The 20,350-nt window shown below is 62.5% G+C and carries 15 protein-coding genes; 4 read left to right on the top strand and 11 right to left on the bottom strand.

Going from position 1 to position 20,350, the window contains the following annotated elements; all coding sequences use genetic code 11:
• The first annotated feature begins 117 nt into the window (after positions 1-117).
• The 3 genes from ACOJSJ_RS18605 to ACOJSJ_RS18595 are packed head-to-tail and all read left to right on the top strand — an operon-like array spanning position 118 to position 5,487.
• On the top strand, positions 118-825 hold the full coding sequence (locus tag ACOJSJ_RS18605) for an ImuA family protein (RefSeq protein ID WP_420146444.1): 708 nt from the start codon (positions 118-120) through the stop codon (positions 823-825).
• Positions 797-2,266 carry a DUF6504 family protein gene (locus ACOJSJ_RS18600; RefSeq protein ID WP_420146443.1) on the top strand — a complete coding sequence of 490 codons (1,470 nt, stop codon included), beginning with the start codon at positions 797-799 and terminating at the stop codon, positions 2,264-2,266. Before ACOJSJ_RS18605 ends, ACOJSJ_RS18600 begins: the two co-directional genes overlap by 29 nt.
• Positions 2,263-5,487, top strand: coding sequence for an error-prone DNA polymerase (locus ACOJSJ_RS18595; protein WP_420146442.1), 3,225 nt, complete (start codon positions 2,263-2,265; stop codon positions 5,485-5,487). The genes ACOJSJ_RS18600 and ACOJSJ_RS18595 overlap by 4 nt, the downstream gene beginning before the upstream one ends.
• A 12-nt stretch (positions 5,488-5,499) precedes the next feature.
• Here ACOJSJ_RS18595 and ACOJSJ_RS18590 read toward each other — a convergent pair whose 3' ends face one another.
• A complete protein-coding gene (locus ACOJSJ_RS18590) occupies positions 5,500-6,171 on the bottom strand; it encodes a spermidine synthase (protein WP_420146441.1) in 672 nt (223 codons plus the stop codon).
• A 156-nt stretch (positions 6,172-6,327) separates the two neighbouring features.
• Between ACOJSJ_RS18590 and ACOJSJ_RS18585 the strand changes: the two genes are divergently transcribed.
• Positions 6,328-6,777 (top strand): hypothetical protein, encoded by a 450-nt coding sequence (locus ACOJSJ_RS18585; RefSeq protein ID WP_420146440.1) that lies wholly within the window; start codon positions 6,328-6,330, stop codon positions 6,775-6,777.
• Between the two features lie 10 nt (positions 6,778-6,787).
• Here the strand turns inward: ACOJSJ_RS18585 and ACOJSJ_RS18580 are convergent, their stop codons facing one another.
• From ACOJSJ_RS18580 to ACOJSJ_RS18535, 10 genes are all read right to left on the bottom strand, one after another.
• Complete coding sequence (locus ACOJSJ_RS18580) at positions 6,788-7,609, bottom strand: hypothetical protein (protein WP_420146439.1); 822 nt, start codon at positions 7,607-7,609, stop codon at positions 6,788-6,790.
• Between the two features lie 102 nt (positions 7,610-7,711).
• Positions 7,712-9,541, bottom strand: coding sequence for a carboxypeptidase regulatory-like domain-containing protein (locus ACOJSJ_RS18575; RefSeq protein WP_420146438.1), 1,830 nt, complete (start codon positions 9,539-9,541; stop codon positions 7,712-7,714).
• A complete protein-coding gene (locus tag ACOJSJ_RS18570; protein WP_420146437.1) occupies positions 9,538-11,655 on the bottom strand; it encodes a DUF4175 family protein in 2,118 nt (705 codons plus the stop codon). Before ACOJSJ_RS18570 ends, ACOJSJ_RS18575 begins: the two co-directional genes overlap by 4 nt.
• A complete protein-coding gene (locus ACOJSJ_RS18565; protein ID WP_420146436.1) occupies positions 11,652-12,791 on the bottom strand; it encodes a BatA domain-containing protein in 1,140 nt (379 codons plus the stop codon). Before ACOJSJ_RS18565 ends, ACOJSJ_RS18570 begins: the two co-directional genes overlap by 4 nt.
• 2 nt (positions 12,792-12,793) lie before the next feature.
• Positions 12,794-13,687, bottom strand: a complete 894-nt coding sequence (locus ACOJSJ_RS18560; protein WP_420146435.1) for a DUF58 domain-containing protein — start codon at positions 13,685-13,687, stop codon at positions 12,794-12,796.
• Positions 13,688-13,695: 8 nt separating this feature from the next.
• Positions 13,696-14,685 (bottom strand): AAA family ATPase, encoded by a 990-nt coding sequence (locus ACOJSJ_RS18555; protein ID WP_420146434.1) that lies wholly within the window; start codon positions 14,683-14,685, stop codon positions 13,696-13,698.
• A 45-nt stretch (positions 14,686-14,730) separates the two neighbouring features.
• Positions 14,731-15,405 (bottom strand): DUF4159 domain-containing protein, encoded by a 675-nt coding sequence (locus tag ACOJSJ_RS18550; RefSeq protein ID WP_420146433.1) that lies wholly within the window; start codon positions 15,403-15,405, stop codon positions 14,731-14,733.
• 43 nt (positions 15,406-15,448) lie between these two features.
• Entirely contained in the window at positions 15,449-16,783 is a 1,335-nt protein-coding gene (locus ACOJSJ_RS18545) for a TldD/PmbA family protein (protein WP_420146432.1), read from the bottom strand.
• A gap of 20 nt (positions 16,784-16,803) precedes the next feature.
• Complete coding sequence (locus ACOJSJ_RS18540) at positions 16,804-18,438, bottom strand: TldD/PmbA family protein (protein ID WP_420146431.1); 1,635 nt, start codon at positions 18,436-18,438, stop codon at positions 16,804-16,806.
• A 219-nt stretch (positions 18,439-18,657) separates the two neighbouring features.
• On the bottom strand, positions 18,658-20,325 hold the full coding sequence (locus ACOJSJ_RS18535) for an ArnT family glycosyltransferase (protein WP_420146430.1): 1,668 nt from the start codon (positions 20,323-20,325) through the stop codon (positions 18,658-18,660).
• Positions 20,326-20,350 lie beyond the last annotated feature (25 nt).

Below are 20,350 nucleotides of genomic sequence, written 5' to 3'. Positions count from 1 at the left end.
CTGCCAGTTACGGACTGGACGAACCATGAAGAAAGGAACATAACGAGAACATAAAGAGTGATTCGTATCATGCCAGCCAAGGATTTTTTTCAGCAACCCCGTTTTCGAGGGGGGAATATGCCGCATGCGGATATGCCGTTCCCGACATTGGGACGGGGGCATCTGCATGAAGTGCATAACGCTATGGAAGACAGGGCGGCCGCCATCCTTTTCGCATTGGCGCAGGGACATGGCGGATCGGGCGCGATTTTTGCGTTTCGAACGCCGCGCCGCATGCATGTGCCGACGATATTTTCGGGCGATGGACTGGCGTCATGCGGCGTCGACCCGGCGCGGCTGACGATCGTGGATGCGAAAAGCGAAGTCGACATGCTGCGGGCCGGGCTGGAGGCTGCGCGCTGTCCCGGCGTGGCGATGATCATGTTCGAAAGCGATGGGCGCTTTGCCGACTATGACCTGACCGCCAGTCGGCGGCTGGTGCTGGCGGCCGAAGCATCCGGCGCGATCATCTTCATGCTGCGGGGCGGCGCGGAACAGCGATCTAGCGGGGCACAGACCCGCTGGATGATCCGCAGCGTGCCTTCTGCGCCGCTGGAGGCGAATGCTCCCGGACTGCCGATGATCGAAGCCGAACTGCTCCGTTGCCGCAACGGCCCTGCCGGCGGGCGATGGCGACTGTCATGGGATGCGGACAATGGATGTTTCAGGGACAATGTCGGTGCAGGGGAGGACGAAGAAAAGATTGTGCCTGGCACTATGGTTCCCTTTTCTCGCCTGCGAACGGACGCGCGCGGCGATGGAGACGCCGCACGACAGGTCGCCTGACCATCCCTCCCTGCAACCGGTCGTTCTGGTTGAACGGATCGGCAATGCATTGCGTCTGGCGTCGGTGGACAGGCTGGCGCTCGAACAGGGGTTAAGCATCGGCATGACGCTGGCCGATGCGCGGGCGCGTTGCCCGTTCGTCGTGACGCGCCCTGCCGATGCGGTGGCCGATGCCCGTATGCTGGATCGATTGCTCGAAAAAATGCGGCATTTCACGCCGATGGTGGCGCTCGATCCGCCGGATGGCCTGATCCTGGACATCAGCGGCTGCACCCATTTGTTTGGCGGGCGACAGGCGCTGGCCCGGCAGGCGCGGGCCATGGCCGGTTTGGTCAGCCGCCATGGCTTTGGTCCCAATGCCATGTCGGCCCGTGCGCTGGCGCGCCATGGTGGACGATCGATGGATGTCATGACCTTGCCGGTCGCTGCGCTGGAACTGGACGATGGTGGGCTGGCGGCGCTGCGCCGTGCCGGATTGCGTAGCATCGGCGATCTGGCGCGGCGGCCGATGGGCATGATCGCGGCGCGGTTCGGGGAACAGGCCGTCACGCGCTTGCGCCAGATACTGGGCGAAGCGCCCAGTCCCATCGCGCCACGCCCCGCCGTCATCCCCATATGTGCGCAGGCCCGCTTTCCCGAACCCATCGCCCGTACCGATGATGTGATGGACGTTATCGAGGATCTGCTGGAACAGGTCGCGCGGCAGATGGAGGCGCGCAAATTGGGGGGCAGGCGTTTTGCCGTCGGGTTGCTGCGCAGCGATGGCGTGCGGCAGGGGCTTGAGATCGAAACCGGGCAACCGGTGCGGGATCCTGCCGCCGTACTGCGTCTGTTGCGGGAACGGATCGACAGTCTGGCCGATCCGCTTGATCCCGGTTTCGGTTTCGACGCCGTGCTGGTGACCGTGCCGCGCGTGGAGCCGCTGGCCGAACGGCAACAGGCGATGGATGGGCGGGAAGCGATGGCGCATGAAGACGCCATCGTTGCACTGATCGATCGACTGTCCATCCGCCTTGGCCCAGACAATGTCCGCCGTTTGAAACCCTGCGACCGGCATCTGCCTGAACTGGCGCAACGGATGGTGCCCGCAACGCAGGGACTTAAATGGGACCGAAGCGCGACGGAACAGGCGCAACCCCGGCCTTTGCTGCTGTTCGATCCGCCTCAGCCGGTGGCAGTGATCGCAGGCGTGCCCGACGGTCCGCCGCAACGCTTCCGCTGGCGCGATCGCCTGTATCAGGTCCGCCTTGCCGAAGGGCCGGAACGGTTCGCGGCGGAATGGTGGCGCAAACGCAATGGCCATCAGCCGGGCGGGGCTGGGCGCACCCGTGACTATTATCGGGTCGAGGATGACGAAGGCCGCCGTTACTGGATGTTCCGCCATGGCCTGTTCGATGAAGGCGTGGACATAGGCTGGTATCTGCACGGCCTGTTCGCATGAGCGCATCGCCCGATCCCGGTCCGCCTTTTGCCGAAGTCGTGGCCGCCACCAATTTCAGTTTTCTGCGCGGGGCATCCCATCCCGGCGCGATGGTGCAACAGGCCGCGCATCTGGGCATGACGGCCATCGGCATTGCCGACCGCAACAGCGTGGCGGGCGTGGTCCGCGCGCATCAGGCACTGAAGGATCTGCGGCCGCTGGGCGTCACCATGCGCCTGATCGTCGGCGCGCGGCTGGTCTTTGCCGATGGTGCGCCGGACATCGTCGCCTATCCCCGGACGCGCTTTGGCTGGGGGCGGCTAACCCGGCTGCTGACATTGGGCAATCGTCGCGCGATCAAGGGCGAATGCGAATTGGCGCTATCCGATCTGATCGATCATGCGCAGGATATGGCGCTGATCGCGATGGATGGCGATGCGCCGCTGCTGGCGCGGCTGCGCGCGGCAACGCCGCATCTGTGGCTGGCGGCGACCATGGGGCGAACCGGGCGTGATGCGCGGATGCTGGCGCAGCGGATGGCGCTGGCAAGGGATATTGGCGTGCCGCTGATCGCCACCAACGATCCGCTTTATGCGGAGGCGGCGGATCGGCCGATGCAGGATGTGCTGACCTGTATCCGCGAAGGGCTGACCATCCAGACGGCGGGCAGGCGTCTGGCCGCCAATGCCGAACGGCATCTGAAGACACCCGCCGAAATGGCGCGCCTGTTCGCCGATTGTCCGCAGGCGATCGCCGCGACGCAGGATCTGCTGGGCTGCATCGACTTCACGCTCGATCAGCTGGTCTATGAATATCCGCATGAACCGGTGCCACCGGGCTGGGCGCCGCAGGCATGGCTGGAACATCTGGTGGAGGAAAAGGCCAGAGCGCGTTTCCCCGAAGGACTGCCGGCGCGTTATCGGGAGGTATTGGACGAAGAATTCACGCTGATCGGGAAGCGCAACTATGCCTATTATTTCCTGACCGTTCACGACATCGTCGCTTATGCCCGCAGCCTCGATCCGCCGATCCTGTGTCAGGGTCGCGGGTCGGCGGCCAATTCGCTGGTCTGTTTCCTGCTGGGCGTAACGCCGATCGATCCGGTGGAACAGAAACTGCTCTTTTCCCGATTTCTGTCGGACAATCGCCATGAACCACCGGACATCGATGTCGATTTCGAACATGAACGGCGCGAAGAGGTGATGCAATATATCTACGAACGCTATTCCCGCGACAGGGCAGGGATAGCAGCCACGGTCATCCGCTATCGCCAGCGCAGCGCATTGCGCGAAGTGGGCAAGGCGCTGGGCCTGACGGAGGATGTGACGGCGCGCCTGTCCGGCACGATCTGGGGCTGGGGCGGGGAAGGACTGCCCGAAAACCGCCTGAGCGAAGCGGGGTTCGACCCTGCAAACCCGGAACTGGCGCGCCTGCGCGACATGGCGGAGCAGCTTTATGCATTTCCCCGCCACCTGTCGCAGCATGTCGGGGGTTTCGTGCTCAGTCAGGGGCGACTGGACGAACTGGTGCCGATCCATAATGCGGCCATGCCCGACCGGACCTTCATCGAATGGGACAAGGATGATCTCGACACATTGCACCTGATGAAGGTCGATATATTGGCGCTCGGCATGTTGACGGCGATCCGCAAGAGTTTCGACCTGATGCGATCCCATCATCTGGGCGACCTGACGCTGGACCGGGTGCCACAGGAGGACAAGGCGACCTATCAGATGCTGCAAAAAGGCGACAGCATCGGCACATTTCAGGTCGAAAGCCGCGCGCAGATCGCCATGCTGCCCCGCCTGAAACCGAAGGAACTGTACGATCTCGTCATTCAGGTGGCGATCGTGCGGCCGGGGCCGATACAGGGGGGGATGGTCCACCCTTATCTGCGGCGGCGGTCGGGGGAAGAAAAGCCAGAACTGCCGGGGCCACCCGATCATCCGGATGAACTGGAGGAAGTGCTGGGCAAGACGATGGGTGTCCCGCTGTTTCAGGAACAGGCGATGAAGCTGGCGATCGTCGCGGGTGGCTTTTCGCCTGCTCAGGCGGATGGATTGCGACGGGCCATGGCGACATTTCGACGCACGGGAGAAGTCAGTAAATATCAGACCGACCTGATCGAAGGCATGGTGAGCCGCGGTTATGAACGCGAATTTGCCGAACGCTGTTTCAAACAGATAGAGGGCTTTGGCGAATATGGCTTTCCCGAAAGTCATGCGCAGGCGTTCGGCTGGCTTGCCTATGTATCGTCATGGCTCAAATGCCATTATCCCGCCGCCTTCACCTGTGCGCTTCTCAACAGCCAGCCCATGGGTTTCTACGCGCCTGCGCAACTGGTGCGCGATGCGCAGGATCATGGCGTGGAAGTGCGACCGATCGATGTGCTGGCCAGCGAATGGGACAGTAGTCTGGAAGGGGAGCGGGTGCTGCGCCTTGGCCTCAACCGGATGGACGGCTTTCGTCAGGAATGGGCGCAGGCATTGAAGACGGCGCGGGAAGAAGCGCCGATCCGTGATATGGAGGATCTGGCGCGTCGGGCCGGGATGCCCGCCCGTGCCCTGCATCTGCTGGCGGATGCCGATGCGTTGCGATCCATCGGCCAGAACCGACGGCAGGCGGGCTGGGAAGCGCGTCGGGTGCCGCCCGCTCAACTGCCTCTGTTCGCGGCACAGGATCTGCCCGAACTGGGGCGCGAGCCTGACGCCGCATTGCCGGTGATGCCGTTGTCGGAAGAAGTCGCGATCGACTATGCGACCCACCGCCTCTCTCTCAAAGGGCATCCAATGCAGTTTCTGCGCGGCCATTTTACAGCACAGGGGGCGGTGGATTGCGCCAGTGTCAACGCGGCGAAGGACGGCACGAAAGTCCGGGTCGCAGGCGTGGTGCTGATCCGCCAGCGCCCAGGCAAGGGCAATGCGGTCTTCATCACGATCGAGGATGAAAGCGGTATCGTCAACGCGCTGCTATGGGCGCGGGACATGGAAAAGCAGCGGCGGGCCGTCATGGCATCCCGCCTGATGCTGATCGACGGAGAGGTTCAGCGCAGCAAGGAAAATGTCGTCCATCTGATGGTTGACCGGGTTATCGACGCCAGCAATGCATTGGCATGGCTGAACGAACAGCCGATGGCGCGCAGCGACGAAGCAACGCATCCTGCCCATCCCCGCGCGCTGCCGTCACCACGTCGTCATCCGCGCGATGTCCGGATATTGCCGAAATCGCGGGACTTTCATTGACGGCGTGATCCCTTACCGCTTCTGCGCGAACCAGATGACATGGCGCGGTCCCTTGCCATTGTCGCGCGCCTTGACCGCCACTTCGTCCACCATGAAGCCCGCATTGCGCAGGCGGCGGGTGAAGGGATCGTCCGACCCGGCCGACCAGACCGCCAATATGCCACCCGGTTTCAGCGCCGCCTTGGCCGTCGCCAGCCCCGCCGCTGAATAAAGCCGGTCATTGGCGGCGGCGGTCAACCCGTCGGGGCCATTGTCCACGTCCAGCAGGATCGCGTCATAGGTCGCATGGCGCGCCGCGATCACGGGCACAACATCATCGATGACCAGATGGACGCGCGGATCGTCCAGGCATCCGTCCATCAGATCGATCATCGGCCCGCGTGCCCATTCGATGATCTTTGGCACCAGTTCCGCCACTGTCACCTTCGCCGTTCCATCCAGCGCGCCCAGCGCAGCGCGCAGGGTAAAGCCCATGCCATAGCCGCCGATCAGCAGATGCGGCGCCTTGCGTCCTTTCAGCCGTTCGATCGTCATCAGCGCCAGCTGCTTTTCCGATCCGCTCATGCGGCTGCTCATCAATTCGTTGCGATCCAGCACGATCATATGATCCTTGCCGCGCCGGTACAGTTTCAGTTCCTGCCCGCCCGGCACCTGCGCCGAATCCAGATATTCCCGCGGGATCATGATCTTTTCCTTCCGTCCAGTGGATGGGGCATGGCCGCACCACCCATCGCATGGGCGCGCATGGCAGCTTGGCATCCGTCACGCAAATGCTACAGGCACCTCCGGACCTGCGTCATCGCATTTGACGCCAGATATGGACAGGCGGTTTTCTTCTTCATGCGCTATTTCCTCGACACCGAATTCAATGGCTTCGGCGGCACGCTGATCAGCGTCGCGCTTGTCCCCGAATATGGTGATCAGGAATTTTACGTCTCGCTGCCCCTGCCCGACGACATCGAGCCGTGGGTCGAAAAACATGTCATCCCCTATCTGCGCCATGTCCCGCCGGGGATCGATCTGGAACTGAACCGGGTCGAAGCTGCGGATCATGTCGCCTCCTATCTGGAAGGGGACAGCGATCCCGTCATCATCGCCGACTGGCCGGAGGATCTGGCGCATTTCTGCGCCTTGCTGGTCACGGGGCCGGGGCGGATGGCGGGCGTCGATTTCGGGCTGCGCCTGGAATTGATCAACGCCGCTGGCTTCAGCGCCGCAGCCAACAGCCGCGTGCCACACAACGCCCTGCACGATGCCCGGGCGTTGCGCGACTTCTATATGGCGGATTGAGGCGGCCGGATCAGAACTCGCTCCAATGGGCCTGGCTTCCCGCGAAGTCGATCACCCGGCCATATTCAGCGAACTTGGCCTGCACGGCCGGTGCGCGCCGTGCCGCCTCCATCACCCTGGCCAGTTTCGCGTCGAACCGCGATTGTACGGACGGCATGCCGAACCGCATGTACAGTCCCAACGCGCCTTCGCGATCATCTGCCTTGTCCAGCCTTTCGACCAGCAGTTTTTCGATCAGCGCCTGATCGCCGCGGCAGGCCGCCGCCATGGTTGCGGCCGCCTTATTCTCCTCGGTATTTTCCGAGATCTTCAGTTCGACCATTTTTGCTTCATCGACCCGGTTCAGTTCGCGAAGTGCGCAGGACTTGCCTGCCCATATCCACATTTCGCCATAGGTGCTGGCATGGGAAGAATATTTCTCGTCCGCTTCAATGGCGGCCGCGAGTGCGCGGTCGGGCATGTCGGCACCATTGAACATCGCTGCCCGGTTGGTAACCTGCGATACAAGGTCGGGATATTGATCGACGCCCAGAGCGATCAGACTATCCATCTGCGCAATGGCATCGTCCTTCCGCCCTGCGTCCGACAGCGCGCATGTCGACGCCTTCCGACGTTCTTGGTTCCATATGCCATTTGCCGTCAGCCAGAATGATGCAAAGTTTTCGTCGCGTGCTTCCTGCCGCTTTTCCGGGGGCAGGTTTCGGAATTTCTGCGATACGAAACGGGTCCATTCGACGGCGAAATTCTCGATGAGTGCGGGCTGGGCGGTCTGTGCGACCTTCATCGTTTTGAACAAGCCGGCAGGATCGTCGTCACCTAACTGGTTTGCCATCAGCGTGCGTATCATGTTTGCATTGCCCTGATACTGATCCAGGCTGGACAATAATGCGGCTTTGGCAGGCGGTGTACGGCCCAACGCCGCGAGGCCACATTGCTATGGCGCGGCGGCGCTGGTTGCAAGGGGTGGGTTTGGGACAATTGCTGTACGTCGGCCCATCCTGGACCGTTCGAACCACCACATGGCCATGGTGATGGCGAACCAGGCAAGCCAGTAATGCCATGTCGATACGACATGCTGGGGCACCCGTTCACGCGCAGCACCAGCTTCATCCTGCCGCAGCATGGCCGTGGCCTGTCCGTCGCGCGCGTTGCGCATCGCGGTCAAAACCGTGGTCGGCCGCACAAAGAATGCACGCAGTTCGCCAGCCTTTCGCAGATAATGCCAGCCCGGTTTTTCAGGCCAGAATGCGGCGCAGCCGCTGACTGGTGATAATGTAATCATCTTGCCGTCTGGCGCGGCAAGACGCGTCGATTGCGGCAAGTCGCACAATGTCATTCGCTCACCGACCCAGACGACATCCTGCATCATGTTGTCGGTCGGGGTCGGCCGTGCGACCGTACCGGCCAGCGCATTCCACCAGTCATCGTACAGATCGCCACGCCCGGTCACGCGCAAAGCATAGCTGTCGAGCATATTGAATATCGCGACGCGCCCGTTACCGACAGCGCGCCAGGCCGCCAGATCGGCGCCAGCATCATCATGCAAAAGCGCAACGGCATTACCCCCGCCGGGCATCAAACCGAAACGACTGACTTCGGGGGCTATGTCTTCGGGAAGAGCCATGTCGATTGGTGCCTCCTCGCTGCCGATCCCATGGCGACTCCGCATAACCGCCTGTTCGTCAGCTTTGGGCAGGGCGACCGGGACGATGCCCCCCGGACCATCCAGCGCGAAGCCCAATGCCTGCCACTGGGACCGGGTTGTGCCGTCTATCGCACCGCCTGCGCGCAATATCAGGCCCAAACCATCGCGTACCGCCGCCATTATCGGGCCGCGCATCGCTGGCCATGCCCGATCATCTACGATCGCAACATCGAAACGGCGCAACTCTGCGGTGCTCATCGCCACAGGGGCGTCGCCCAATGCAATGCCGCCACCAGCGCTCATGCGCGCGCTGACATCGAAACCGGCATCGCTGGCCCAGCGGCGGAGATATTTGACCTCCGGGCCGGGAGCACCCGCAAATATTAGCAGGCGTAGCCGCTTTCCGCCATTCGTTGTCCAGACTGGAATTTCCGCCTGCTCCACAGCTCGTTTGCCAGACCGGACCCGCAGCGTGAAAATAGCTGTCCCCGCCGCGCGGGCCGTGCCGTTCAAGCTGAAATGGCCATCTCTGTCGGGCGCTGTCTGATCGGTGATGCGACCTGCCGGGTCGATCAGTTCGACGCTGGCATGATCGACACCTGCCAAAGTGCCACTGGTCGAAAAGCGACCGCCGGGGGCAATGGCCGGAGGTTGGGCCAGATGCACGATGCCAGGTCGCTGCGGCGGAGGGGTGAACCGCACAGCCAGCGCGCGCGCGGCATCCACATCGCGCGGCGTAAGGCCATTGCCCAGAACCGTAATCGCAGTCACGCCTGGATGCTGACGCAAGGCCGTGGCAAGATCTGGGACAAGAACACCGCCGTCAATATCGGCCGCTTCGGGCAACAGGATCAGTGGCGCGTCTTTCGTCGCGCCAGCAAGTTTCGATGTGCCTGCCGTGGCAATTCGCAGCGTTCTTGTGTCGCCATCCGTCGCGGGCGGAAAAAGCGCGAAAAACAGGATGCCGGCGCTGACAGGCTGCAGGCATAGTAGAAGGATCAGCCTTGCAACCGATGCCTGCCCCACCTTGCCCACCGCGCGATGCCATAGCATCAGGCGCGCCCAGCCCAGCAACACGGCCATAACCATCAGGAATGCGGTGGCAATCTCGAGGCTCATCGTGCACCGCCAATCGATTGGATATAGCGTGTTCCAACCGTGTCGCCTTGCCTGCGCCGGTTCGCGCGCACCGGTCGCTCCATCGCGGTCCATAGCAGCGCGCGCAACTTCGCGCGGCAGGCACGGCAATCCGGCTCGTTCCGCACCGTGTCGATCGCACCGGTCAAGGCCAGCGCATCGGGCAAGCGCATGCGGTTGGCACGAACCCAGCTTTCGAGGCTGTCCAGCGCGATCGGGCCGTGGATTGCGTCGGGACCATCACCCAGCGCCCGCCATGCCGCCGCGGCAGGACCGTCCGAGCCTTCTACGGGCGCGACCGGCAGGACGCGGCTTTCCAGTCCGTCGCGTTTGCCGGTCATGCGGCGGCTCGCATCGATGGGTGGCAGTTCCGGTCCGACGCGTGAAAGGAAGATGCGGGTGGCCTGCTGCACTTCCTTGATGAAACGCAGGGCCTTGTAAGCAAAGGGTAAGGCCAGATCAGGACGCCCCTGCTTCAGTTCGCGTTCCGACTGCCACATTTGGTCGACCGCTTGTTTCAAGATTGCGCGGGTCTCGGGATCAAGGCTGGAAGCGGGAGATTCATCGTGCGGATGCCCGAAATCGGCCAGCACATCTTCGGGTGCACCAAATCCTGTAGCGGGCTGCTTGGGCGGGCCGCCATGATCATGGCCATCGCCGTCATGGTGCCCCTCCGCGTCCGCCGATGGCAGTTCCGGTTCACCTTCCTCTTCGCCGCCGAGGAACTGGCTGTAGCGACCACGCAATATCTGCTGGTCGCTGCCGATCGCGGCCGATCGGGACACATACCGATCCGTCGTCAGGCTGCGCTTGCGTTTGATCAGGGCTTCGGCGTCGATGATGATTTGCCGCTGGCTGCGGAAATAGGCGGGCAGGGTGGTGTTGACCATGCCGGTCAGTCCGCTGCTTTCCGGCTGTTTGGCCGATGGCCAGCGCAGGATCATGCTTGGACCACGCACTTCCTGCGGGGCTGGCGTTCGATTGTCGCGCACGATCAGTTGCACCACCATATCGCCACCGGCGGCAAAGCCCTGTCTGGAAAAATCAAGCATGGGCGCAAAACGCCGGTCGCGGGCCGGTCCGCTGCCTGAAACGGCGATTTCCCGTTCGCTGAACGTCACATTTTCGCCTTCGCCGATTGCCAATGTGATGCGAAGCCGCGCGGTGGCTGCAACGCCATAATCGTCGGTCGCGGCGAAAACCGGCGTCCAGCTCCGCTGGCCCGGTGTGACCATCGTCAGACTGGATGTGGGGGACAGCGCCTTCACCTGTGGCGGACTGTCGATCATCGCGTCGATCCGGTGGAGCGGCGGAGTTACGCCTTTCGCCGCACCAGGATCGACGCGGTAGAGAAAGGATGCGTCCAATATCCGGCTGGCGACCCAGTTGCCCCCGTCGCGACGAAGCGCGACCGGCTCTCCACCGGTGATGTTCAGTGCGGGCCGCTGTGCCTGCGGATCGAAGCGCAGCGTCCATTCGAGCCGCGACCCCTGCGGCGCGCGATTATCCAGCGTTGCAGCATCGCGCATCGGCAGGCCGGTGTAGGCAGGCGGAATGATACGCAGATTTTGCGCGATCAGGCGTGGAGCGCCGGGCGGGATATTCATGCCTTCCCTGCTGGGGGAAAGGATAGGCTGCCCCTTTTCGCCATGCGGCCACAATGTCGCGGCGACAATCATGTTGAGGGCGGCAAAGGCGAACAATGTCAGCCTGCGCCGCGACCAGTCGGGCCTTAAATCTTCGGGACGCCCCTGATCCAGCCGGGCGGCCATACGCTGACGTTGCAGTTCTGCGAGCGGAGATGCCGGGACGACATCTGAAAAAATCAGGGCGCTGCTATCTTCCAGATCGGGTCGGCTGTCGTCCAGGCGACGGATCAGCCATGACCGATTATAGGCTGCGACGCGCCCCATGGCTATCATGAGCGCTATCAGGCCGCCGCCCACCATGACGCTGAAGGCCAGCCATAGGCCGGATAGCCGCCATGCGATCGCCGCAAGCCCGATCAAGAGCGTTGCGGCCATCGTCAGCGTTTCCATCAACGCACGACGGCGTGCGGGCGCAGTCCAGTGATGGATCAGGCTGTCGGCGCTCATGGCGCGGTGCTCCGATTGCGCCGGGTCGCCATCCACCGCTCAATCAGCAAAAGGCCTGCGATCAGCAAGGCCAGCCATGAACGCAGCGATTGTGGAGGCTGGTCAAAGAATCGTGCGCCGCCGACAGGCGCATAATCGACGGCCGCCACGCGGTCTGGCGCCGGTGTCGGCTCGATCAGTGCACCAAATTGCGCAGGAAAATCCGGTTCCAATAATATCGGCATGTCTGAAGGTCGGAGCTGGCGCGTGAAATGCAGCAATCGGCCTTTCCCAAACCGAAGGCCATCGGCCAACGGGACGCCGCCTTCATCACGCCACAAAGGGACCGTCAAGTTATCCTTCGGCAGGACGGCGTCGTTCGCCATGATCACGGTTCCGCCGTCGCTGGCCCAGCGCAGCACCTTTTCAGGCACGCTGCCTCCGGCAAGCCAGATCAGCGTATGACGATCATCAGGCAAAGGAGCATCGACCGGGCGGCTGTCGATATGGGCGGATCGATTGCCAGGCTGCCATGCCGAAGCGGCGGCCTGAATATATGGCAGAGCGGAGCGATGCCCCTCGTCCCATCGCACGGACAGGGCGGGCGGGACGGGCGTTTCCGTTTTGGGCCAGGCCATCGTTCCGGGCGTAACCTGCCAAACAATCTTGCGCGACAGGCGCGGACGTTCCGCATCCGCTCCGGCAATGATGGCGGGGGCGACGATTGTCAGGGGCGTTCCGGCCGGAAGTTCGGCATCGATCTGACGGATCAGACTGGCGACAGGCAGCGATCCGACGGGTTGCGGTCGGTCGATCGCGGGGAAACCCGGCGCCAGCCAGTGCAGGCGACTATCCTTGAAGACGGCGGGATCGAATGATGCGCCCGGTATGATGGCGACATAAGGGCGACGGTCGGTCGCGCCAAACAGCACCGGATTGGTGAGCCAGACCACGACCAGCAATAGCAATAATAGCCTGATGAGCAGCAGAAACCGTTCATCGAACCGCAGACGCGACCGTGGCCGGGGTTTCTGCCGCAGCCAGCGCAGCGCAGCAAATTCCGTCAGCAACTGTTCGCGGCGTCGCGCGATGTGCAGGATGAGCGGCACGATCAACGCCGTCAGTGCAGCCAGCGCCGCCGGAAACAATAATGTCATGTTCATGCATATTCCGCCGCGTCATGCGCGGAAAACAGGCGACGCAATGGCAGGTCTACCGGCTCGTCCAGCACATGCACGGCATGCCGGATGCCAACGGCGGTCAGTCTTTGCCTTAGCCTTTCCCGCGCTTCGCCGAACCTCGCGAGAAATTCAGTGCGGAGCGCCGCGCCGTCCGCCAGCAATTCCTCGCCAGTTTCCGGATCACGGAATCGATAGCCGCCATCGAAGGGGAAATCCCGCTCCGCAACGGTCAGCATTTCAATAACCAGCACCTCACGCCCGGCTGCGGCGAGTTTTTCCGCCAGTCCGATCGCCCCTTCATCGAAACAGTCGGATAAGAGGATCACCAGATCATGGGGACCGACGCGTTCCCAGACCGGACCCAACTGATTGTCCTGAGCAAAGGTGCGGGAGGTCCGTATTTTCAGTAGATCCAGCAACATCCTGTCGCGCTGGCGCGGACCGGTGGCCGGCGGCAGCAACGTCAGGCCGCCGTCGCCCAGAGCCATGAAGCCGAACCGATCGCCTTGATCCAGGGCAAGGTGGGCAATGGCCGCCGCCATGCTTTTTGCGGCGTCCAATCGACTGTAATCGGGCCGCGTGGCGTCGGCCTGTCCCATGGATGCGCTGGCATCCATCAATATCCAGACGGCGACGGGGCTTTCCCGTTCGGCTTCGCGTACGAAAAATTTGTCCGACCGGGCGTAGAGTTTCCAGTCGATCTGACGCAGTTCGTCGCCGGGTTCATAGGCGCGATATTGCGCGAATTCCAACCCCGCGCCACGGCTGTGGCTCTGGTGCAGGCCCAGCCCGTGCGACCCCACCGCCCGGCGCGTGACAAGGCGCAGGCCGCGAAGGCGGCTGCGTACGTCGGCGGGGATCAGGTCGACCATCGCCCGGATCAGGCCAGCGGCACGGCGCGGATGAGGGCGGCAACGACATCGTCGGCGCTGCGCCCCTCTGCCTCGGCCGCAAAGGACAGCAACAGTCGGTGTCGCATTACCGGTGCGGCAAGGGCGGCAATATCGTCGCGTGTTGCGGCCAATCGGCCGTGGAGCAGGGCGCGCGCCTTCGCCGTCAGGATCAGGGCCTGCCCCGCGCGCGGGCCTGCGCCCCACTTCACATATTTGCGAATGTCTTCGGGCGCGCCATCGCCCGGACGACTGGCCCGCACGATCCGCGTTACCCAATGCAGCAGATCGTCGTTCAGATGCACATCGCGCACCAGTTTCTGGAGCGCCAGCACCTCTTCCCCCGCCATGACCGCAGGCACTGCGCCGCCACCCGAACCGGTCGTCTGCGCCAGAATGGCGCGCTCTTCGGCTTCGGTCGGATAATCGACGCGGATGTGCAGCAGAAACCGGTCGAGCTGCGCTTCGGGCAGGGGATATGTGCCCGCCTGTTCCAGCGGGTTCTGCGTGGCCAGCACGAAAAACGGCTTGGGCAACTGGTGCGTCACGCCGCCATAGCTGACGGTCTTTTCCTGCATCGCCTCCAGCAGCGCCGCCTGCGTCTTTGGCGGGGTCCGGTTGAGTTCGTCAGCCAGCAACAGGTTGGTGAACCCCGGTCCCTGTTGAAACCGGAAACTGCGCTGGCCGGGGCCATGGTCTTCTTCCAGCAATTCCGTGCCCAAAATGTCGCTGGGCATCAGGTCGGGCGTGAATTGGACACGATGGAAGTCCAGTTTCAACGCTTCGCCCAGCGAACGGACCAGCAATGTCTTGCCCAGGCCCGGCACGCCTTCCAACAGGCAATGACCGCCCGCCAGCAGGCCGATCAGCAACTGTTCCACGACATCGGCCTGCCCCACGATCGCCTGCCCGATTGCGGCGCGCAGGTCGATAAGGCGTGCAAGACGCTCTTGAATAACGGCTTCACTAATGTCGGTCATGTCATGTCCCTTGCTGGGCGAAATGCTGGAATGGAGCGCGCGACGTCACACCGACAGCGCATACATCACGATATTGACCGCGAATTTCGTATTATCCTCGGCCAGAAAGCGCTTGTTGCGCCAGTCATAATCCCATTCGCAGCCATAATCCTTGTTACTGTATAAAACGCCCAGCCGTCCGTTCACCTCTATCCCCTTGAGATAGTCGTGAACCAGATCGTCGCCCCAGCCATTGAGTTCCAACGCGGTATTGGGGGGGCCGTCGAACCTGAAGAAGCTGCGATAAAGGCCGTGGCCCTTGGGTAATTCCTTCAACGCTTTTGGCCCGAATATCTTGCCCATCTGCGACTCGAACGACTTTGCGAACAGGCCATCAATGTCATGGTTGCAATCATCGACCATGATGAAGCCGCCATTGCGGACATAGCGTTCGAAATTGCGCCGCTCCGCCGCCGAAAACTCCACCAATTTGTGCCCGGCCATGTAGCAGAAGGGGGCCGTCAGCATCCTGGGATCGGACAGGGCGACGACATGCTCCTTCGGATCGACGCGCAAGGTCGTATAGTCGATCAGCGCCGTGATGATGTTGGACGGCGTGCGCTGGTCCACGTCCCAGTCGCCGCTGTCGTACCGCAGCCGGGTGAACCAGAAATCGAACCCACCGGCGGCGCAGGCGACGGGCGGACGGGCCAGCATCGCGCCAGCCAGACCGCCTGCCATCAACCGAAGAAATTCACTCCGCGTCATGCCGTCCGTACGGACCTCACACCGCGTCCGACAGAGATGTGAAGGTGAAGTCGCGCAGCTTCATCGGCGGAATGATCATGACGGTGCCCGATTCGTCACTCTTCACCCGCACCGGCTTGCCGAACTCTTCCACATTGTTCAGCATGATCACCGGGCTTTCGTTGAAGCGGAAATTCTTCACCGGATATTTGATCTGGCCGTTTTCGATGTAGAAAGTGCCATCGCGGGTCAGGCCGGTCAGCAGCACCGTCTGCGGGTCCACCATGCGGATATACCAGGTACGCGATACCAATATGCCGCGTTCGGTGGTGCGGATCAGGTCCGCGGTCGACTTGGTGCCGCCTTCCATGATGATATTGCCGAACTGCGCCTGTGCGGGTTTGCCCTGCTTTTGCGCCCAAAAGCGGCTGTAGTTCATGTTCATCAGCTTGCCGTTCTGGATGATCGGCAATTTGGCGCGCGGCACGCCGTCTTCGTCCCAGGGATAGACCGCGCCGCCGGGATAGGACGGATCGGTGAACATGTTTACCTGAGGACCATAGACCTGTTCGCCCAGCTTGTTGCCGCCGCCCTTCTTCGACAGGAAGCTGCGGCCTTCGTCGGCTGAACGCGCGTCGAAGAAATACATCATGAAAGCGACCAGGCCAGCGGCCGCGGCCGGTTCCAGAATGACGGTATATTTGCCGGGTTCCAGCGCCTTGGCATCAGCCGAAGCGGACGCCTTGCGCATGGCGACGCGAATATCCTCACCCGCGTTGAAGGTGGCGACGTCCTGCACATTATGGCCGACCCAGCCCGAACCCCGGCCATCCTCTGTACGAACGGTGCAGGTATAGTCGGAACTGGTGGAGGTCTGATAACCGTAATTGCCCTTGCTGTTCATGAACGCGACGAAGCCCGTCTCATCCTCCAGATAGCCGGCCGCGACCAGCTTGCCTGCACGACATGGCGCGATGCTGTCGGTCGCGACCTTGGCGCGATAGGCGGCGTCGATGCCAGCCGTCGACGCGCTGAACGTGTCTGTCGGCGTGTAGCTCTGCTTGGCGAGGGCGGGCATGAATTCCGGATTTTCCGGGGCCAGCTTCGCCAGTTCTTCCGCGCGGCGGACGACGCGTTCCAGCGCGGCGTCATCGAACTGGTTGATGGTCGCGGTGCCCACGCGCTTGCCGAACGCGACCTGCACGCCCAGTTCGATGTTGTCGGTCACGCCAGCCGTCGACACGTCGTTGCGCGCGAAACGGACATTGCCCCGCGTGCTGCCGGTCAGTTGGGCGGTGCATTCGTCCGCCTTGGAAAAACCGACGACCTTGGTCAGAATGGCCTTGGCCTGTGCTTCGGAAAGGATGCTCATTTTTCTGTCTCCCTAACCGATCAGCCGAGCGAACGGGCGGTGTTGATGACGTTGATGCCGTTGAACCGCGCGGTAGAAGACCCGTGCGATACGGCGGAAACCTGTGCAGGCTGCCCCTTGCCGTCGAAGAAGGAGCCGCCCAGACGGTAATCGCTGGCGTCGCAGACACCTGCGCAGCCGTTCCAGAATTCCGGCGTGCGGATCTGATAGGCGACATCCTCGATCTGCTGGGTAATCTTGCCGTTCTTGATTTCGTAAAACAGCTGGCCGCCGAACTGCGCATTGTAACGCTGCTGATCGATCGAGAAGCTGCCGTCGCCGATGATGTAGATACCGTCTTCAACGCCTGCGATCATGTCCGCGACACTCTGCTTGGCCTTGCCCGGTTCCAGCGACACGTTCGCCATGCGCTGGAACTGCACGTTGGACCAGCTGTCGGCATAGGCGCAGCCGTCCGATTCCTTCTTGCCCTCGATATGCGCCTGATCGCGGATCGCCTGATAACCGACCAGCTTGCCGTCGCGGATCAAATCCCATTTCTTGGTCTTCACGCCTTCATCGTCATAGGAAACCGCGCCAAGGCTGCCCGGCTGCGTTTTGTCGGCGACGATGTTCACCTTGTCGCTGCCATATTGGAAATGGCTTTGCAGCTTGTCCATCGTGGCGAAGCTGGTCCCGGCATAATTGGCTTCATATCCCAGCACGCGGTCGAGTTCGAGCGGGTGTCCGACGGATTCGTGGATCGTCAGCCAGGTGTGCGACGGGTCCAGCACCAGATCATATTTGCCCGGCTTGACCGACGGCGCCTTGATCTTGGCGCGCGCCTGTTTGGCGGCGGCGATGGCGTCTTCCTTCATGTCGTAGGACTGGCCATAGACCGTAACGCCGTTGGGCAGCACGGTCTTGCCGCTGGCCGCGCCATCCAGATATTCATAGCCAAGGCCCATCGGCGCCGACAGTCCTTCGCGGGTGCGGAACTTGCCGCTGGCCTTGTCGATCGCGGTCACTTCCATCGGCGCCCAGATGCGATGAATGTCCTGATCGATATAGCTGCCATCGGTGCTGGCGAAATATTTCTGCTCGTTCACCAGGAACAGCGTCGAACGGATGAAGTCCGCGCCCGCGTCCAGCGCGGCGGCGTTAACGCCCATCAACAGGTCGACCTTGTCCTTGATCGGCACAGTCATGCTGTTCTTGACGATCGGCGTGCGCCAGCTGACTTCGCCCACGCCCTTGACGGGGGCAAGCTGTACCGGCGCGCTCTGGCCGGGCGCATTGGCCTTTGCGATGGCGACGGCCTGCGCTGCGGCCTTGGCCACGGCTTCTTTGGTCATGTCGTTCGTGGCGGCAAAGCCCCATGCGCCGTTCGCGATCACGCGGATGCCGACCCCGGTCGATTCCGTGTTCACGACATTTTCGACATTGCGTTCGCGGGTGATGACGAACTGGCGAAGGTAACGGCCCACGCGCACGTCGCAATAGGTTGCGCCCGCGCTTTTCGCCGCATTCATGGCCGCGTCGGCGAGCGACTTCTTCACCGCCACGTCGATGCTGTTGCCCAGTTCTTCTGCGGCAATCACCTTGCCGAACATGGATGGGAGGACGAGGCCCCCTACGCCCACGGCCCCAAAGGCCAGAAAATCGCGTCTGTGCAAGGTTAGTCTCCCGCCTGTTCGTGCCCGCATGATGCGGGTCGGATTGTGCGCTGGACGCGACCGGTTCGGGCGCGTCGGCTTTATCGCGGCATGGCCGTCGGGCTATACCGGTTTGATAAGGCGGGATCATTGCCGTGCGGACAGGCGGGGTCAAACATCTTTTACGACCGCGCAAAAACGCGGCCGCTGCTTTCGACACATGTCATCTGTCGAAAATGGCTAGCGCCCCGTCGACGGCCCGTTTCGCTGAACGACATAGGTGTCCGGGCCACCCTGAAGTCCGGCAATGGGGCGGAAGGTCGCCAGTATGTGCCCGTTGCGCATCAATGCGTCATATTGCGCCAGTTCATCGGGAAAAGTGCCGGCTTCCCGGCGGTATCGATCATAATGGGTGATGATGGCGACATCGCTGTTACAACTCGCCAGTTTTTGCGGCGCGACATTGCCCAGATCCACGATCGCCTTGCCGGAACGTTTCTCGCCAATCTGTTGATAGCTGGGTTTCGCGCCGAGCAACCGATGGACGTCGACGCAGCCGGCGTCACCCAGTGGAAACAGGACGCGGCCGTTCCACTTCAGAAGATCGAACGCCGCGTCCTCGATGAGCAAGGATTTTCCAGCGGGCACATGCTCGCGCACCCACTGGCTGGCCATCTGCCGCGTATCATGGGCGCGCATCCGGGTTCGCGAAGCGCTGCCGCTGGCCATCGGGAACAGGAGAGCGGCCAGCATGATCGCCATGGCGGCAGGTTGCCACTTCTCCCGTAGTTTCCCGACCAGCGTGACCAGCGCGATGGCGATGGCGATCGCGATCCAGGGGAGCAGCGGCACGGCCCAGCGTTCCCAGATGAGCGCTTGAAACGCTATGCCAGCGAAGAACAGTGCCGCACCGGGCAAGGCGGCCAGGGCCAGTCTTCGCGCCCGCCATGGGGCCAGAGCAAGGCCCATTGTGGCCAATATCGCGCCAACCGGCCCGAACCCGTTCAGTACGACATGCCGAGCGTACCAGAGCATATTTTCCATCGCCGTCCCGCCGGTTGAGCCGGGATGGGCGGTACGCGCTTCGCCGCCCAGATCGCGCAACACCGTTGCATGGTCCAGCAGCAGATAAGGCGAAGCAAGGCATAGGGCCACGATGGCGCAGGCGATCGCGACCGGCAGCAATATCAGGCATCGCCGCCATCCATCCTGTCGCCAGCGATACAGAATGGCACCGGGCGCGTTGACGATGAACAGCAGCGAGGGCCATTTGGTCGCGCCGCCAAGGCCCAGCATGATCCCGGCCAGCATATGGTGGCGCATCCGGCCCGTGCTGGCCGCGCGGAGCGTGAACAGGCAACTGCCCAGCATGAAAAGGCTGGCGATCATATCGGTACGAATGACCTGTGACAATTCGATATGCAGGCCGTTGCACGCCAGCAACGCCGCGGCGATCAGGCCTGCGGCCGAACCGGCCGCCTCGCGGCCGACGCGGTAAATCAGATAAATGCAACCCAGCCCGGTCGTCATGATGAACAGGCGCATCGGCAGGATGACGATGCCCGGATCGGCATAGACCGCCGATACATATCCTGCGGTATCGGCCCATTGGCCGGTCAAGGTTCCGACATAGCCGATAACGGCGAAAATGGCCGCCAGTGCGTAGAACAGGATCGTCGCGGGATGTCCGAACCATTCCGGGTTCAGCCGATGTTCGCGCAACATGTCGAGCGCCGTCGTCACGAACAGCGGTTCGTCGGGATCATTCAGCGCAGGCAGCCCGAAATCGATGTGCCACAACCGCCAGGCGGCGGCGACCAGCATGATCAGGATCAGGGCGACCGTCTCTTTGCCGGGCAATCGACGCGCCTTTGCCGGACGGGATGCGCGATCTGGCTCCGTCTTCATGCAAACCACCTGTTCCGGGAGGACG

Source organism: Sphingobium sp. (assembly GCF_048594625.1).
Classification (GTDB): Bacteria; Pseudomonadota; Alphaproteobacteria; order Sphingomonadales; family Sphingomonadaceae; genus Sphingobium.
The sequence above is the reverse complement of the archived record's forward strand: the minus strand, read 5'-3'. Positions and strand labels throughout refer to the sequence as shown.

What these genes read in the sequence shown, in the direction of transcription:
- ACOJSJ_RS18575 (WP_420146438.1), bottom strand. Translation starts at nt 9,541, where the DNA reads ATGAGCCTCGAGATTGCCACCGCATTCCTGATGGTTATGGCCGTGTTG.
- ACOJSJ_RS18555 (WP_420146434.1), bottom strand. Translation starts at nt 14,685, where the DNA reads ATGACCGACATTAGTGAAGCCGTTATTCAAGAGCGTCTTGCACGCCTT.
- ACOJSJ_RS18545 (WP_420146432.1), bottom strand. Translation starts at nt 16,783, where the DNA reads ATGAGCATCCTTTCCGAAGCACAGGCCAAGGCCATTCTGACCAAGGTC.
- ACOJSJ_RS18535 (WP_420146430.1), bottom strand. Translation starts at nt 20,325, where the DNA reads ATGAAGACGGAGCCAGATCGCGCATCCCGTCCGGCAAAGGCGCGTCGA.
- ACOJSJ_RS18595 (WP_420146442.1), top strand. Translation starts at nt 2,263, where the DNA reads ATGAGCGCATCGCCCGATCCCGGTCCGCCTTTTGCCGAAGTCGTGGCC.
- ACOJSJ_RS18590 (WP_420146441.1), bottom strand. Translation starts at nt 6,171, where the DNA reads ATGATCCCGCGGGAATATCTGGATTCGGCGCAGGTGCCGGGCGGGCAG.
- ACOJSJ_RS18605 (WP_420146444.1), top strand. Translation starts at nt 118, where the DNA reads ATGCCGCATGCGGATATGCCGTTCCCGACATTGGGACGGGGGCATCTG.
- ACOJSJ_RS18560 (WP_420146435.1), bottom strand. Translation starts at nt 13,687, where the DNA reads ATGGTCGACCTGATCCCCGCCGACGTACGCAGCCGCCTTCGCGGCCTG.
- ACOJSJ_RS18550 (WP_420146433.1), bottom strand. Translation starts at nt 15,405, where the DNA reads ATGGCAGGCGGTCTGGCTGGCGCGATGCTGGCCCGTCCGCCCGTCGCC.
- ACOJSJ_RS18600 (WP_420146443.1), top strand. Translation starts at nt 797, where the DNA reads ATGGAGACGCCGCACGACAGGTCGCCTGACCATCCCTCCCTGCAACCG.
- ACOJSJ_RS18565 (WP_420146436.1), bottom strand. Translation starts at nt 12,791, where the DNA reads ATGACATTATTGTTTCCGGCGGCGCTGGCTGCACTGACGGCGTTGATC.
- ACOJSJ_RS18585 (WP_420146440.1), top strand. Translation starts at nt 6,328, where the DNA reads ATGCGCTATTTCCTCGACACCGAATTCAATGGCTTCGGCGGCACGCTG.
- ACOJSJ_RS18570 (WP_420146437.1), bottom strand. Translation starts at nt 11,655, where the DNA reads ATGAGCGCCGACAGCCTGATCCATCACTGGACTGCGCCCGCACGCCGT.
- ACOJSJ_RS18580 (WP_420146439.1), bottom strand. Translation starts at nt 7,609, where the DNA reads ATGGCAAACCAGTTAGGTGACGACGATCCTGCCGGCTTGTTCAAAACG.